A 14,343-nucleotide genomic window follows, 5' to 3' on the forward strand; every position below is an offset into this window, starting at 1 on the left:
ATCGGCGGCGGGGAACACCCGCGATCGACATCAAGTCCGATTTGTTCAAGACAGCCGCGGCTCCGGCTCGTAGCGTCACCCTCATGACTCCTGTACTGAACGCGATCGGCCTGGCGGTGGCCGACATGGCCACCTCCCTCGCCTTCTACCGTCTGCTGGGGATGGAGTTCGCCGAGGGCGCCGAGCAGGCGCCGCACGTCGAGGTCACTCTCTCCGGCGGCGTGCGTCTCATGTGGGACACGCACGCGTTGATCAAAACCTTCGACTCCGGGTTCACCCCGCCCGGCCCGGACGGAGCCCGGATCAGCCTCGCCTTCGAGTGCGCCGGTCCGGCCGAGGTCGACGCGGTTTACCGCCGGCTCGTCGAGGCCGGCCACGCCGGCGTCATGGAGCCGTGGGACGCCGAATGGGGCCAGCGTTACGCCGTCGTGCACGACCCGGACGGCAACGGCGTGGACCTTTACGCGCCGCTCGCCGGCTGAACAACGAGATCACGCAACGGCACGCCGGCGAGCGCCCGCACGTCGCGGGAGAGATGGGCCTGGTCGGCGTAGCCGGCGTCGGCGGCCACCTCGGCGAACGCCCGGCCGGCCCGGGCCAGCGCGACGGCCCGGCGCATCCGGAAGATCCGGTGCAGGGTCTTCGGCCCATATCCGTAAGCGGCGACGCTGCGCCGCCGCAACTGGCGCTCGCCCAGCCCGGTCTCCTCGGCGATCTCGCTGACCGGCCGGTCGGCGCGAGCACCGGCCGAGACGGCGACCATCACCGGGTCCGGCCGGTGCCAGCGGCGGGTCGCCGCGGCTGCCAGGGCGGCATCGGGGTCGGCGGCCTCGGCGATCCGGCGCACCTCGGTGGCCGGCCAGATCTGCTCGAGCGGAACCTGCCGGTCGAGCAGCTCGGACGCGGGCACGCCGAGCACGCCGGGACCGGTGCCGGCACCGAAGCGCAGCGCGTGGTGCCGGCTGCCCGGCACCGGCGCGCCGACCTGGGCCGTGGTGTCCGGCCCGGCGACGAAGACCGAACCGTCGTGCCAGATCAGGTCGAGGCATCCGTCCGGCAGGATCCGCCGGACGCCGTCGCCCGGCTGCGTGACGCTGCGCCAGGCGATCACGTGCGGCAGCGAGGATGGCCATTCGGTGTACATGCCGACACCCAACCATCGGGGTACGACAATTCCGGGGCCGCCCGGTCGAGTTACACCCGTGTATTTCCCACCGGGGCGGGGCAGAGAATCGGACTATGACGGACCGCCTCGACGATTACCGCCGCAAGCGGGACGCCCGGCGCACCCCCGAGCCCGTTCCGCCCGCCTCACCCGCGCCGACCGGGCAGTGCCGCTTCGTCATCCAGCAGCATCACGCCCGCAGCCTGCACTGGGACGTCCGGTTGGAACGCGACGGGGTGCTCGTCTCGTTCGCCGTGCCGCGCGGCCTGCCCCGCGACCGGGCACGCAACAACCTGGCCAAACACACCGAGGACCATCCACTGGAGTATCTCGACTTCGCCGGTGAGATCCCGGCCGGCGAGTACGGCGGCGGCCGGATGAAGATCCACGACCGCGGGACGTACGAGGCCGACAAGTGGCGCGACGACGAGATCGGGGTCACCTTTCACGGTGAGCGCACGAACGGCCGATACGTCTTCTTCCAGACCGGCGGCCGGGACTGGATGGTGCGCCGGATGGACCCGGCCGAGCCGGGCTGGGAGGCGATGCCCGAGGTGGTGACGCCGATGCTGGCGACCCGGACCGGGGGCCTCCCCGAGGAGGACGGTGACTGGGGATACGAGATGGCGTGGGGCGGGCGGCGCGTCGTCGCGTACGTCTCAGGGGGAAGAGTGCGCCTCACCGATGCCGACGGCGTCGATGTGACCTCGTGGTATCCGGAGGTCCGGGCCCTTGGTCCGGCGCTCGCGCCGATCGAGGCCGTGCTGGACGGCGAGATCGTCGCGTTCGACGGCGCCCGGCCGGCGCCGGAACTGCTGGCCCGGCGCAAGGCGCCGAAGGATTCGGCGGCGGCCCGCCGCGCCGCGGAGCGCACCCCGGCCCATCTTCTGGTGTACGACCTGCTGTGGCTGGAGGGCCACTCGACGATGGAGCTGGTCCGCTACGCCGAGCGGCGCGAGTTGCTGGACGGCCTCGCTCTGGCCGGCGACCACTGGCAGACGCCGCCCTACTTTCCCGGCGGCGGCGAGTTCGTCCTGGAGGCCGCGCGGGCTCAGGGGCTGGCCGGCATCGTGGCGAAGCGGCTGGACTCGCCCTACCTGCCGGGGCGGCGCAGCCGGCTCTGGCTGTCGATCCCCATCACCTGAGGACCTCATCGACGGCTAGGGCCGGACCTCCACCGGCTTCTCCAGGAGCGCCTCGGCGAGCTTGGCCAGCTGGCGCATCTGGGCCGGGGTCAACCGGTCGAAGACGAGCTGTTGCACGGCCTCGGCGTGACCGGGCGCCGACGCGACCACCTTGTCCCAGCCGGCGTCGGTCAGCACCGCGATCTGCACGCGGCCGTCTGCCTGGTCGCGCTCCCGGCGCACCCAGCCGCGCTCCTCGAGGCGGGCCACCACATGGGACAGTCGGGAGAGCGAGGCGCAGGCCAGTTTGGCCAGCTTGCTCATCGCCATCCGCCGGTCCGGACGCTCGGAGAGGGTCATCAGCACCAGGTAACCCATATGGGTCAGACCGGCGTCGCGCTGGAGTTGCGCCTCCAGCGCCGCGGGCACCCTGACCAGCACCTCGATGAAACGTCGCCAGGTGTGTTGCTGCTCCGCGGTCAACCAGCGAGGCTCGTCCATGCTGGAAGGTTAGTGGTGACCGGCCCTGATCCGAATGTGCCGTCTGTCGATCAGTCGCTGATTCGATCGACTTACGTGAACCTGGCCGGGTACTCTGTCCGGGGACTTTCACCCCGAACACGGCGCCGGAACCGGCTGGCTGGGGGGCCTCGGCCGGTTCCGGCGTCGTGTGCCTAAGCCGGGATCACGACGCTGGCGGCTCGTCCTTGCCGGCTTCCTCAAGAGCGTCGGCCTCTTCCTTGGTCTTGTGCACAGCGCCGTCAGCGTGCTCCGGCGGGCCGTAAACCGTGTAGAGAACCAGCGGGTTCGGGCCCTCGTTGAGGAAGTTGTGCTTGCGGCCGGCGGGCACGACGACCAGGTCACCCTGCTGGACCTTGCGGGTCTCGCCGGAGACGATCGCCTTGCCGACCCCGCTGACGAAGGTGAGGATCTGGTCCACCTCGTGGACCTCCTCGCCGATCTCGCCGCCCGGTGGCACGGTCATGATGACGAGTTGGGTGTGCTTGCCGGTCCACAGCACCCGGCGGAAGTCGGGACTTTTCTCCGCGACGGTGGCAATCGTGAAGTGCTCCATGTGGGCACGTTACCCACGTCAGGCGCTTCGCAACCGGCCCGGCGGCACCGGCGACGGCCGGCCGATCAGATAACCCTGCACGTAGTCGACGCCGAGTTCGCGCAGCATCCGCAGGGTCGCCTCGTCCTGGACGAACTCGGCCACGGTGTGGATCCCGTACGCCTGGCACACCTGCACCAGCGCTCGCACCAGTACCTGGTCCTGCGGGTTGTCGACCAGGTCCACCACGTACTCGCCGTCGATCTTGACCAGGTCGATCGGGAAGAGCCGCAGGTAGCGGAAGGACGCGTACCCGGAGCCGAAGTCGTCCAGCGCCAGCCCGCAGCCGAGGTCACGGACCCGGTCGGCGAAGCGGCGCGCCTCGCTGAGGTTGCCGATCAGCGCGGTCTCGGTGATCTCGAAGGTCAGCTGGGCCGGATCTACCCCGTACCGATCGAGCAGCTTCTCCACCTCGGTGGTCAGCCGCGGGTCGCCGACCGAACGGCCGGAGAGGTTGACCTGGAGGCAGAGGCCGGGCTCGTCGGCGGCGAGCCGCATGGCCCGCTCCACCACCCAGAGGTCGATGTCGAAGACCGCGTCCAGACGTTCCGCGGCGTCCAGCACCTGGATCGGCGACTGCGGGCCGTCCGCCTCGTCGAGTACGCGAAGCAGCAGCTCATGCCGGGTGACCTTGTTGGTCTGCAACTCCAGGATCGGCTGCGAGTAGAGGGTGAACCGGTCGGTGCCGAGCGCGTCGGCCACCCGCGAGCGATAGGTGCCCTGCCGGTCGCGTACCGGAACGGGGTGGGCGAGCCGGGTGAGCGCCCGATCCGCCTCGCGCGACTGCCGCCAGGCCTGCTCGGCGTCGATCAGCAGCCCGTGGCTGCCGGCCTCGGCGTCGCGCTCGAAGCGCACCAGCCCACCCCAGGCCAGGGTCTGCTCGCGGAGCGCCGCCATCAGGTTGCGCGCCTGCTCCCGGGCGTCCCGCCACGAGGTGTCCGCGAACAGCACCGCGACCTCGTTCGGACCGACCCGGCCGAGCAGGTGTTCCGGCCGCACGTGTTCCTCGAGCAGCCGGGCGATCTGGTGCAGGAGGTCGGCGCTGCGCTCCGGGCGTACCCCTTCGCCGGGGTTCGGGCCCTGGATCCGGACGACCAGCAGCGCGCCGCCGGAGCGGCGCAGCGTGCGGTCGACCTCGTCGGCGAATCCGGCCCGGATCAGCAGGCCGGTGGCCGGATCCGGTTCCACCAGTGACGCCTGCACGGTCTCGCCGCGCCGGGTGAGCCGCGCCGACTCCCGGCGGGCCCGCTCGCGGGTCGAGACGTCGCGGACCGTGCCGCGAATGCCGCGAACCGTGCCGTCCGGGCTCATCATCGGCTCGAGACGGCAGTCGACGTCGAACCAGCCGCCGTCGGCACGCATCAGGCGCACTGTGGTGTGCACCGTGTTCCGGCTGGTCCACGCGTCGGTGATCGAGCCGAGCGCCTTCGCGTGATCGTCCCGGTGCACGTAGCGGGACAGGATCTGCCGGGTCATCTCCTTCTCGGCCGGTGGCCGGCCGAGCATGGCGGAGAGTGCGGCGGACCAGACGATCTGGTCGCCGGCGGCGGTGTACGTGAACCAGGCCGCCCGATCATCAGCCGGCTGCCGGGGCTCAGGCAGGGTGGTTGGTGTCATCGGCGTCCAACGCTCCCGTTCTTCGGGCACCGTCATACACCGTCACCTCCCCCCTTGCGCACGGCCGTTCCCCCTGCCACCGAAGCCCCTCACCTATTACGACCCGTCACCGGGCCGCAGTAACAGTGGATGCAGGCGTCAAAGTTTTTGACGTTTCCGCCGACAAGGCCAGGAGCAGGGAATTATCGCCCATCCAGAGTAACGAAACAACCGAATGGATGACCTCGTTCCCCCTCAATTACGTCGAAATACCCTCGCGCCTCCATGACACACAGTCACTACGAGTACTTACTGTGGAACCTTGCGCGATTTCCTACCCACGAAGTCCGATGGGCATGCACACCGAGTTCCGAAGAGGATGCTCCGCGTGACGATCACTGCCCGACGACCGGGGTGACCTCCAGTTCCGCGATCCGCTGCCAGACCGGCCGCATCGCCACCTCCGGTTCACGGGCGAAGACGCTGCCCCGGATGCGTACGAACACACAGTTGCCGACCCGCTCCAGGACCGACTGCCGGCGCATGTCGCTCTCCCACTGCTCCGGACCGTGGTAGGCGTCGCCGTCGCACTCGATCGCGAGCCGCCGGCCGTCCGGCGCGTTCAGCACGAAGTCGATCCGGTAACCGCCGATCCGGAACTGCGGGATCGGCCGGAAACCCCGGCCCACCAGCAGCTTCAGCACGTCCCGCTCGAAGTCGCTCTCGCAGCGCGCGGCCAGGTCGGCCGCTGCGCCCTCGGAGGGCAGATCGAGGGCGTACGCGAGCAGCAGCGCCCGCGCGTCGTCGGCGAGCAGCGCACCCGGCCGTACCGAGTGAAAGATCCACAGCTGGTCCCGGGCCCGGGAGGCGGCCACGTTGATCCGCCGGTGGTAGTCGCGCTTCGTGAAGGCCGCGATCCGCGGATCGTTTTCGGACACCACCATCGAGATCAGCATGACGTCCCGCTCGTCGCCCTGGAACGTGTACGCGTCACCGACCCGCAACCGCCGCCCCTGGATCTCGTCCTCGCCGATCGACTCACGCAACTGGGTGAGCAGGTAATTCGCCTGCCCGCTGGTACTCAGCAAGCTGATCACGCCAAGCGTCTTCCCGTCGTACCGCGGGTCGGCGACGATCTTCGTCACCCGCTCGACCAGCGCGTTCGCCTCCTCGAGGTTGACGTCGCCGAGTCCCGGCTGCGGTTGGCGTACCCCGGTCGCGGTGTGCACGGTCTGGATCGGCGGCAGGGCCGGCCGGTCCGCCCGCAACGGCATGATCTTGCCGTCGTAGTAGTGCCGCGACGAGAACTCGATGATCTGCGGCACGCAGCGGAAGTGCTCGGTGAGCAGGATCCGCTCCGGGGAACGGCGTACCGCGTGGTCGTAGAGAGAGGACTCCGGATCGAAGTGCTCGGCCGACGGCACCCCGTCCAGATGCCGCCGGATCAGCCCGGTGACCGAGCCGACGAAACCGAGCTGCGGCCCGATCTGCTGATCGTCACCGACCACCACGGCCCGTTCCGCCAGCGCGAGCACCGGCAACGCGAAAAGGTCGGCCTGCGACGCCTCGTCCACGATCACCACGTCGAACTTGGCACCGCCGGCGAACTGCTCGATCGCCCGGTCCACCGACATGACCCAGACCGGGACCGCGGTGACCGCCGACTCCATCGCCCGCTGCGCGTGCGCCTGCCAGGCCGCGGCGCCCCGGCCGGTGCCCTTGCCGATCTTCCGCAGCGCGGTGGTCCAGTCGGCGAGCGCCGCCCGCCGCCGGTCGTCCAGCGCCCGCGCCACCTCGAGCCACGCGGACGCCACCACCAGCTCGCCGGTCAGCCGCCGGATCCGGGCCCCGGCCCGCTCGACCCGGCGGGACAGCATCGCCGGATCCACGTCACCGACCACCTCGTCGAACCAGGTCTGCGCCCGCCGCCACTCCCAGGCCTCCAGGCACGCCTGGCCGGAGACGACCGGATGTTCACCGGCGGCGATCCGGGCCGCCCACTCCGGCGCGGCCGTCGCCAGCCGGTCGTGCGCGGCATGGAACCGCATCACATCCGGCTGCAACAGCACCAGGCGGCGCACGTCGGCGATCGCCTCGTCCCAGCCGTCCAGGCTCTTCCACGCCTCGACCAGGTCCGGCCAGAGGGTGAGCCGCTCGGCGACCGCCCGCTCGACGGCCTGCTGACTGTCCAAGACGAAGATCTCGGTGGCACCGGCCAGCAGCTCCGCGACCTCGCCCAGCCCGGTCGCGTCCGGCTCCAGCTCCCGTTGCGGCACGAGGACCGCGAGCCGGTCCGCCAGCGGCGGCCACCGGTGCAGGTCGAAGTCGAGCGACTGGTTCGCCTCGGCGAGCAGGGCGCCGGCCCACACCTCCGGATCACCCCAGCCGCTGGCAGGAGCCGGGATCGACAGCCGCTCGACCCACTCCAGCCAGGCATCACCCAAGCGGCGACGAGCACGGGTACGCCGTACCCCCGCGATCACCAGGTCCACGTCGGCGACGGTGCGCACCGGCTCGTCGTCGACCCGGATCTCCTCGGCCAGCCGGTACAACCCGGCGTGCAGCAGCCGGCTGAGACCCTTGCCCGCGGCGAACCGCTGCCGGATCTCGGCCATCCGGCTCAGCAGCAGTTTCGGCTCGGCCAGGATCGGGTCGGGCACGACGATCCGGTGCCCGGTCACCTCCCGGGCGAGTCCGGCCAGCTCGCCGTAGATCGCCTCGGTGACGGCCACGTGGTCGGTCCAGACGGTGCGCCAATGCTGGTCGTCGAGCAGGCGGCCCAGCCGGTCGGTCCACGTGCCCTCCCGCCGGCGCAGCCAGGACACCGCCTCCCGGAGGTCGCCGACCAGCTCCGACATGCCGGGGCGACGCTCCGCGCGTACCGCTGCGAGGTCGACGCCCTGGTCCGCCAAGCGCGACAGGCGCGCCTCGATCTCCGCGCTCTTCTCCCGCTGCGCCGCCGTCCCGGCGGCGTCGGGCAGATCCTGGATCTCCGGCAGCGGCCGCATCGCGGCCACCCGATCCTCCGGCGTCAGCCGCGCGGCAAGCTTGAGCAGCGTGGCGAACTCCTCGATGGTGAGCGGCGGCGGGCCCGCGATCGGATCCGGGATGCCACCGTGCGCGGCAGCACGCTCGCGCAGCCATGCGCCGACCTCGGCGGGGAGCAAGGCCACCCCACCGATTTGGTACGTCTGAGCTTCGCTCTCGGCGATCAGCCGCAGTCCCGCCGTGGCCGCGGCGAGCTCGCGTTCCGCCTCCTCGAGGTTGCCGGTGAGCCGCTGCACCCGGCGGGCTTCGGCCTCCTTGTCCAGGGTCGCCGCCCGGTCGGAGAGCTCGCGCGCCGCCAGCTGCAACTGCACGAGCTGGTCCGTCGTCCGGCCGAGCACCGCCAGGCACAGCGCCTGCACCTCCTCGGGCAGGCCGTCGCGGAGCACGCGCAGCGGCTCCTCCTTCTGCGCCACCACCAGAACCCGCTTGCCGTTCGCCATCAGGTGGCAGATCAGGTTGCGGATGGTGTGGGTCTTGCCGGTGCCTGGCGGGCCCTGCACCGCGACGTTCCGGTGGTGCGCGAGCCGGCGCGCGATCGACTCCTGCGCCTCGTTGGTGGGCAGCGGCATGAGCAGCCGCTCACCCACCCGTTCCCAGCGTTCCGGCTGGTCGTCGGGCATCGAGAGGCGGCTCGGCTCGTGCGCCACCACCGCCGCGAGCGAACCGACGGCGCCGAAGTCGCCGCTGGTCAGCCGATCCCGGAGGTTCTCCAGGAAGCCGCGCAGGTGCCGCTGCCGCGGCCGGGCGAAGAGCACCGCGGTGTCGCGGATCGCGGCCTCGGCGTCGGAGGTCTCGGCGTGGTCCAGGATGACTCGATCGTGGCCCAGCCGGGTGAGCGCGCGCTCGAAGAACTCCCGCCGCTCGAAGTCGTTCCAGAGATCCACCTCGACGGCACCGCCCGGGCCGGCCAGGCCCGCCAACTGGTCCACGTAGCGGGCGTCGATGCCGCTCAGCGCCTCCAGCTGCAACCGGGACGGTCCGGCCGGCGAGACGCTGATCAACGCTTGGTCCGGGTCGTACTCGATCAGTACCGGGGTGGCGACAAGCGGATACCGGACCCGGGTGCCGTCGATCTTGGTTTCCAGGATGCCGTGCCCCCAGACCAGCTCGGTGGTGGCCACGGCCATGTCCAGCTGGTGCATCCGGTCGAAGAGCCGGCGGTGCAGGTCACGGGTCTGCTCGGCGGCCGCGGTCGCCCGCGACCAGGGACGCCAAGCCTCGTCGCGCCAGCGTTCGAAGTCGTCCTTCGGGAGATCTCGCGTGGCCTCCCGCCTGTCCTGCCCGGCGGCCTCGCGCCCGTCTTGCCCGGCGGCCTTCCGCCCGTCGCCCTTCTGCCCGTCGGCCTCACGCCCGTCTCCGCCGGCGGCCTCGCGCCCGTCTCCGCCGGCGGCCTCATGCGCGTCTTGCCCGGCGGCCTTCCGCCCGTCGGCCTCACGCCCGTCTCCGCCGGCGGCCTCACGGGCGTCTTGGCCGGCGGCTCCCCGCCCGTCTCCGTTGGCGGCCTCGCGCCGGTCTTGCCCGGCGGCTTCCCGTTCGCGTTTCTTGACGGCCTCGCGGCCGGCTCTCCCGGCGGCCCCCCGCTCCTCTTTTCCTGCGAGCTCCCGACCGGCGGCGGACTCTGTGGTGAGCGGCTCGTCGGCGGCGGTGATCTCGCCGCGCAGGCGGCGGCGCAGTGCCGCCGGGACTGCCACCGGCGGTGGCAGGTCGGGACGGCCGACGCGAAGCCAGGACGTCCCGTCGGCTCCCGGCCCGGCCTGACAGTCCGGGTGCCGCGGCAACGCGTCCAGCCAGTGCGCGTCCGCCGGAACGGTCCGGGACGGACGCTCCATCTGCGCCCGCACGGCCAGCAGATAGTCGGCCACCGCCACGGCCCGATCCCGGATCGTCGTGGGCGACTCCCGCTGCTCAGCCATCCCCAGGAGTTTAGGCCGTGCCGTCGATCCTGGGAGTCTGCGAACCAGCCTGTTTCCGACACGCCGGCCGCCCATCGACGGCACCCCGAGCCGGGAGCATGGTCATGCCTCCTCGGGATCGCGCCCGAGAGCGGAACGGCCACCGTCGACCGGGATGACGGCACCGCTCACGAAGCTCGCCGCGTCGGAGAGCAGGAAGGCGACCGCCTCGGCGACCTCAGCGGTACGGCCCATCCGGCCGAGCGGCTGCAGCCGGCGGATCTCCTCAGCGAAGTGACGCTGACCGGCCTCGGGGAGCCCCGCAAGATACGCGTCCGAGCGCTCGGTGGCGATGGAACCCAGGGCCAGGGCGTTGACGCGCACGCCCTGGGGACCGTAATCGACGGCAAGCGCCCGGGTCAGTCCCTCGATGGCCGCCTTGGCCGTCGCGTAAGGCAGGGCGCCACGGACCGCACGCTGCGCCTGGTGCGAGGAGACGTTGACGATGGCTCCACCGGGCGGGTCCGTGGCGAGAAAGTGGCGCAGAGCGACCCCGCAGCCGATCAGAACCGGATCCAGATTGGCGCGGATCAGGGCACCGACCTCGGTGGGATTGTCGTGCAGCCGGGCGTCGCGGAACACGGCGGCGTTGTTGACCCAGCCGCGCAGCGGTGCGGCCTCCGCCGCTGCTCGTGCGGCACGTTCCGCGATGTCGTGGTCGGCGGCGTCACCCGCGACCGGGATGAGGCGCTTTCCGGCCGGGTGGTGATCGATCCACTCGAGCGATGCGGGTTCGAAGTCGAGCACGGCCACCACGGCGTCGGCGGCGGCCAGCCGCTCGACGATGGCCCGGCCGATACCACGGCCGCCGCCGGTCACGACGTAGGAGACGTTGTCAGTCACATTGATCACCCTGCACTTGGTTGCCCCTCAGCGATCCATCAAATCGTGAGGACCGCAACCCGCCGGCTCTTGGACCACGCGGGGGACGAGGCCGGGGTGGCGGGTAGCCGCCGGTCGCCGGTGTCGTATCTGGTCGTCAGGCACCACGGGGCTACGCCGCCACTCGTCGTGATCCGCTAGAGCCTTCGTGGTCAGGGTCTTGTCCGGCCCAACGTGGGTGCTGTCTGGCGGCCGTTGAGACAGCATTGAGCGTGGGCCAAGCAAGATCACCGCTTCGGGACCCTGACTACGGAAGCCCTTTTAGGCGGGCCCTCGGCCCGGCGGTCGCGTCAGGGCCGGGATAGGCGGGGTGGTCGCGCGGCAGGGCGGGACCGTTGGTTACGCGTACCGAAAATGGGCCTGGAGATAGATAGGTCTGGCCGACTCCCGCGGGCTCGGCGAGTGCACGCGGCGCGGTGCTGGAAGGACCGCCCACGGGGTACGCGAGCGGAAGCCGCGACGCGGCGTTGAAAGAAACACCGACCACCCACGGGGTTCGCCAGCGGAAGCGGCGACGCGCCACCGAAAAGAACCGTCGACCAGCCACGGGGTTCACGAGCAGAAGCCGCGACGAGCCGCACGACGAAACACCGGCCACCCACGGGGGTCACCAGCAGAAGCCGCGACGCGCCGCAGGAAGAAACACCGACCGCCCACGGGGTTCGGGGGCGGAAGTGGCGACGCGTCGCTGGAGAGAATCACCGACCACCCACGAGGGCTCGTGAGTGGAAGCGGCGGAGTGCCGATTGGGCGGGCGCGGGGCCCTGGCTGACGGCGGGTGGGGGTCAGGGGAATTGCATGCGGCGAGGGCGCGGGATCACCGGGGGCGGCAGCGGGAGGTCGTCGAGGTGGCTCCAGTTCAGCGTGCCGTTGTCGGTTGACTTGACTTCGCCGAGGCAGGCTCGGAGGAGGCCGAGGTTGGGGGCTCCGGCGTAGCCGGCTATGACGACCTCGGGTTTGGGCGCGATCTGAGCGATGGACGCGCAGATCTTGGCGACCTCGCGCTCGTCGACGGCGTCGAGCGGGAGTGGGGCCTCGACCGGTGAACGGCGCCAGGGCGGGCCGAAGCGGCGCAGCAATTCGCGGGCGAGCCGGCCGAAGGAGCGGCCGACCTCGGCGTCCCGCATGGAGAGCCGGGCGGACTGGCCGTAGCACCAGGGCACGACCACGTGCCCATTGATCAGCACTAGCTGGTAGACGGAGCGGGGAACGCTGATGATCTCGGCTCCGGGAAGGGTGCCCAGGAAGAGGACGAGCTCTTCGTAGGGCAGGGGCCAGCGGGGATTCGCTAGGACACGTTCCATGGTCTGGGTCATGGCTGGGTGAGCGTGGACCTCGCGGTCGATCGCGGTGCTCAAAGCCTCGGGCACCCGGGTCCACAACTCGTCGGCGATCTTGTCGCCGAACTGCTCGATGAGCCAATCACTCGGACCGACGAGAACGTCTGGACGCATTCTCCACCACCACCGTCCGTGTTACTGACGTCACTGCTGGCTAGAAGAGTTGCACTTCCAATGATCGACTGGAAGGGGATGTTCCGAGATCATAGAAACATCCGTGAATGAAAGCGCGCGCGTCGATCAATGGTTAGCCACGACGATGGAGCCACGGGGCGCAGGGCGACGAAATCTGCAACTTGCGCGGCGAACCGCACGCGCAAGTTGCAGATCGATTTCGCCTTTTCCTCGTACGGATATTGAAGCCGAAAGTTATTTCCAGGCGGTGACGAGGAAGCAAACATCATTTCACCAACATGATCAAATGGCGTGTCACCTGCACCACCGGGTCAGCGACTGATCGCTCGCCACGCGCCACGACCGGCCGCAGGGGTGGGCGAAACCGGATGCAGGCGACACAGAAGGCTTGCGACATGATCGCTTGAGGGTTCGCGGACCAGGAAGCTGCGTGATCACTACGCGGTCGGCGACAGGAGAACTGTCGGATACTTGTCACTTCCCACCCTGCGAGCGCGACCGCCGGCACCGCACTGGCGGCTGAGGGTGAGCGAGCGCTCTCCGGGCCCTCGTGCGGCCCGGTGATCAATCCGGGCGCTCCAGGTCGCCGGTCGCTATTCATTAATTGCGGGCGGGATACCAAGAGAGACCATTTCCTTCACCCTGATATTTGCGGGAGACCTTCGTTTGAAAAGACCCCGGCCGGCCGGGGTGCTGAGGATCCTGGCAGGCCACGTCCGCCTCGGCGGACCGGTGCCACAGCGGCATTCCTATTCCGCCTCGCAATGGGACCGACGTTCCCGGCCGAAGGAATGCCCTGGGCGGAGAACGTGAGGCCGGACAGCGTGCGGCATTCAGATATCGCCTGGGAGCGATCCCAGTTGTAGCGGTCAGCGGAAGCCACGGCTCGCGATCCTCGGCGCGTGGGGTTCACGCGCTCGGGAATCCAGACGAGGCCGGTCGACCCGGTTGGCGAAGCCGGCGAGGAGTCGTGGCCCCCGGTCAAGCGGCTGCCAGCGGAACCCTCGCTTGGACGGCGAACAGGTGCCGGGACTCGATCCGGTCGCCGACCCCGTGGCGGACCTGAACGCGCTGATCAGTCACGGCGGTCCTCGGCCCGGTACGCCTCGATGACGGCCCGGCCGGTCGCCGAGTCGGCACCGATCGTCGCCTTGGTCTCCACCGCCACCGCCTCGGTGAGCGCGGCCCGGGCGGCGTCCAGCGTGGCCAGGATGTCCCGTGCGGTGGTGGCGGCCGGCCGTCGCCGGATCCCCTCGCCGAGCTCCAGCCCGGTGAGGTCACCCGTGCCGCCGACGGTGACCGTGACCATTCCATCAGGACTTCGCGCGGTCCGCGTGGGCTGCGCCAACCGGGACGACAGCTCCCGCGCCCGCCCGGCCCGCGCCTCGATCGCGATCTGCCAGTTGTCGATCCAGCGCTCGGCCTCATAGAGCTCCCGCCCGTCGAACATGACGCCGCCTCCATCCACTGTCGTGAGTACGCGAGACCCCACGCTAGCGAGCTCCACAAGATCACGGAGAGGCCTGTGGACAACTCGCTCAGCAGGGGTCGACGGCGTCCCAGGAACAGCGGAATTCAGCCGGCGGAAGGCGCCATTCGCGCAGTACGGCAAGGAGTGCAGCCTCGTCCGCGGCGTCCGCGTGGCGCACCCGGACGAAGCCGAGGTCATGGTCGTAGCCCTCGAGCCGGTCGGCCTCGAACTCCCAGTGGATCACCCGGAAGCTGCGGCCGGCGTCACTGTGCGCCCGGCCCGCGCGCCGCGCCGCCCGGTCGCCCGGGCCGACGCTGGGAACGATGTGCACGAACGACCACCGGTACGGCTGCGACGCCGGAACCGGCACGCCGAGCCGCCGCCCGAGCCGCAGTGCGGCCAGCTCGACGGCCGGCCACATCCATTCAGGCCGATCCATGACGGTGGCAGTTTACGACCGGATGTGTCGAAGTCACCACGGAGCGTTTTTGTCGGGGGCGGGCGCTACGGTGCCCG

Annotated in this window: 11 protein-coding genes; 2 read left to right on the top strand and 9 right to left on the bottom strand. The window is 70.6% G+C overall.

Annotated features, from left to right (window positions below; all coding sequences use genetic code 11):
* Positions 1 to 83 precede the first annotated feature (83 nt).
* Positions 84 to 482 carry a VOC family protein gene (locus tag I4J89_RS16540; RefSeq protein WP_196414870.1) on the top strand — a complete coding sequence of 133 codons (399 nt, stop codon included), beginning with the start codon at positions 84 to 86 and terminating at the stop codon, positions 480 to 482.
* Here I4J89_RS16540 and I4J89_RS16545 read toward each other — a convergent pair.
* Entirely contained in the window at positions 461 to 1,144 is a 684-nt protein-coding gene (locus I4J89_RS16545) for a helix-turn-helix domain-containing protein (RefSeq protein ID WP_196414871.1), read from the bottom strand. The genes I4J89_RS16540 and I4J89_RS16545 overlap by 22 nt on opposite strands.
* Before the next feature lie 95 nt (positions 1,145 to 1,239).
* On the opposite strand from I4J89_RS16545, the gene I4J89_RS16550 reads away from it, so the two are divergent.
* The gene (locus I4J89_RS16550; protein ID WP_196414872.1) at positions 1,240 to 2,310 is read left to right on the top strand and encodes a DNA polymerase ligase N-terminal domain-containing protein; all 1,071 of its coding nucleotides are present in this window, start codon (positions 1,240 to 1,242) and stop codon (positions 2,308 to 2,310) included.
* Between the two features lie 15 nt (positions 2,311 to 2,325).
* Here I4J89_RS16550 and I4J89_RS16555 read toward each other — a convergent pair whose 3' ends face one another.
* The 8 genes from I4J89_RS16555 to I4J89_RS16590 form a co-directional block, all read right to left on the bottom strand.
* Entirely contained in the window at positions 2,326 to 2,790 is a 465-nt protein-coding gene (locus tag I4J89_RS16555; RefSeq protein WP_196414873.1) for a MarR family winged helix-turn-helix transcriptional regulator, read from the bottom strand.
* 184 nt (positions 2,791 to 2,974) lie between these two features.
* Positions 2,975 to 3,364 (bottom strand): cupin domain-containing protein, encoded by a 390-nt coding sequence (locus tag I4J89_RS16560; protein ID WP_196414874.1) that lies wholly within the window; start codon positions 3,362 to 3,364, stop codon positions 2,975 to 2,977.
* Between the two features lie 18 nt (positions 3,365 to 3,382).
* A complete protein-coding gene (locus I4J89_RS16565; protein ID WP_196414875.1) occupies positions 3,383 to 5,056 on the bottom strand; it encodes an EAL domain-containing protein in 1,674 nt (557 codons plus the stop codon).
* A gap of 338 nt (positions 5,057 to 5,394) precedes the next feature.
* On the bottom strand, positions 5,395 to 9,960 hold the full coding sequence (locus tag I4J89_RS16570; RefSeq protein WP_230859048.1) for a PDDEXK-like endonuclease domain-containing protein: 4,566 nt from the start codon (positions 9,958 to 9,960) through the stop codon (positions 5,395 to 5,397).
* 102 nt (positions 9,961 to 10,062) lie between these two features.
* Positions 10,063 to 10,842 carry an SDR family NAD(P)-dependent oxidoreductase gene (locus I4J89_RS16575; protein WP_196414876.1) on the bottom strand — a complete coding sequence of 260 codons (780 nt, stop codon included), beginning with the start codon at positions 10,840 to 10,842 and terminating at the stop codon, positions 10,063 to 10,065.
* An 824-nt stretch (positions 10,843 to 11,666) separates the two neighbouring features.
* Positions 11,667 to 12,335: a hypothetical protein gene (locus I4J89_RS16580; RefSeq protein ID WP_196414877.1), complete on the bottom strand. Its 669-nt coding sequence runs from the start codon at positions 12,333 to 12,335 to the stop codon at positions 11,667 to 11,669.
* 1,096 nt (positions 12,336 to 13,431) lie between these two features.
* Positions 13,432 to 13,806: a YbaB/EbfC family nucleoid-associated protein gene (locus I4J89_RS16585; protein WP_196414878.1), complete on the bottom strand. Its 375-nt coding sequence runs from the start codon at positions 13,804 to 13,806 to the stop codon at positions 13,432 to 13,434.
* Between the two features lie 88 nt (positions 13,807 to 13,894).
* Entirely contained in the window at positions 13,895 to 14,266 is a 372-nt protein-coding gene (locus I4J89_RS16590) for a hypothetical protein (protein WP_196414879.1), read from the bottom strand.
* Between the last annotated feature and the right edge of the window lie 77 nt (positions 14,267 to 14,343).

Source organism: Actinoplanes aureus (genome assembly GCF_015704865.1).
Taxonomy (GTDB): domain Bacteria; phylum Actinomycetota; class Actinomycetes; order Mycobacteriales; family Micromonosporaceae; genus Actinoplanes; species Actinoplanes aureus.

What these genes read in the sequence shown, in the direction of transcription:
- I4J89_RS16590 (WP_196414879.1), bottom strand. Translation starts at nt 14,266, where the DNA reads ATGGATCGGCCTGAATGGATGTGGCCGGCCGTCGAGCTGGCCGCACTG.
- I4J89_RS16555 (WP_196414873.1), bottom strand. Translation starts at nt 2,790, where the DNA reads ATGGACGAGCCTCGCTGGTTGACCGCGGAGCAGCAACACACCTGGCGA.
- I4J89_RS16540 (WP_196414870.1), top strand. Translation starts at nt 84, where the DNA reads ATGACTCCTGTACTGAACGCGATCGGCCTGGCGGTGGCCGACATGGCC.
- I4J89_RS16580 (WP_196414877.1), bottom strand. Translation starts at nt 12,335, where the DNA reads ATGCGTCCAGACGTTCTCGTCGGTCCGAGTGATTGGCTCATCGAGCAG.
- I4J89_RS16565 (WP_196414875.1), bottom strand. Translation starts at nt 5,056, where the DNA reads ATGACGGTGCCCGAAGAACGGGAGCGTTGGACGCCGATGACACCAACC.
- I4J89_RS16570 (WP_230859048.1), bottom strand. Translation starts at nt 9,960, where the DNA reads ATGGCTGAGCAGCGGGAGTCGCCCACGACGATCCGGGATCGGGCCGTG.
- I4J89_RS16560 (WP_196414874.1), bottom strand. Translation starts at nt 3,364, where the DNA reads ATGGAGCACTTCACGATTGCCACCGTCGCGGAGAAAAGTCCCGACTTC.
- I4J89_RS16550 (WP_196414872.1), top strand. Translation starts at nt 1,240, where the DNA reads ATGACGGACCGCCTCGACGATTACCGCCGCAAGCGGGACGCCCGGCGC.
- I4J89_RS16585 (WP_196414878.1), bottom strand. Translation starts at nt 13,806, where the DNA reads ATGTTCGACGGGCGGGAGCTCTATGAGGCCGAGCGCTGGATCGACAAC.
- I4J89_RS16545 (WP_196414871.1), bottom strand. Translation starts at nt 1,144, where the DNA reads ATGTACACCGAATGGCCATCCTCGCTGCCGCACGTGATCGCCTGGCGC.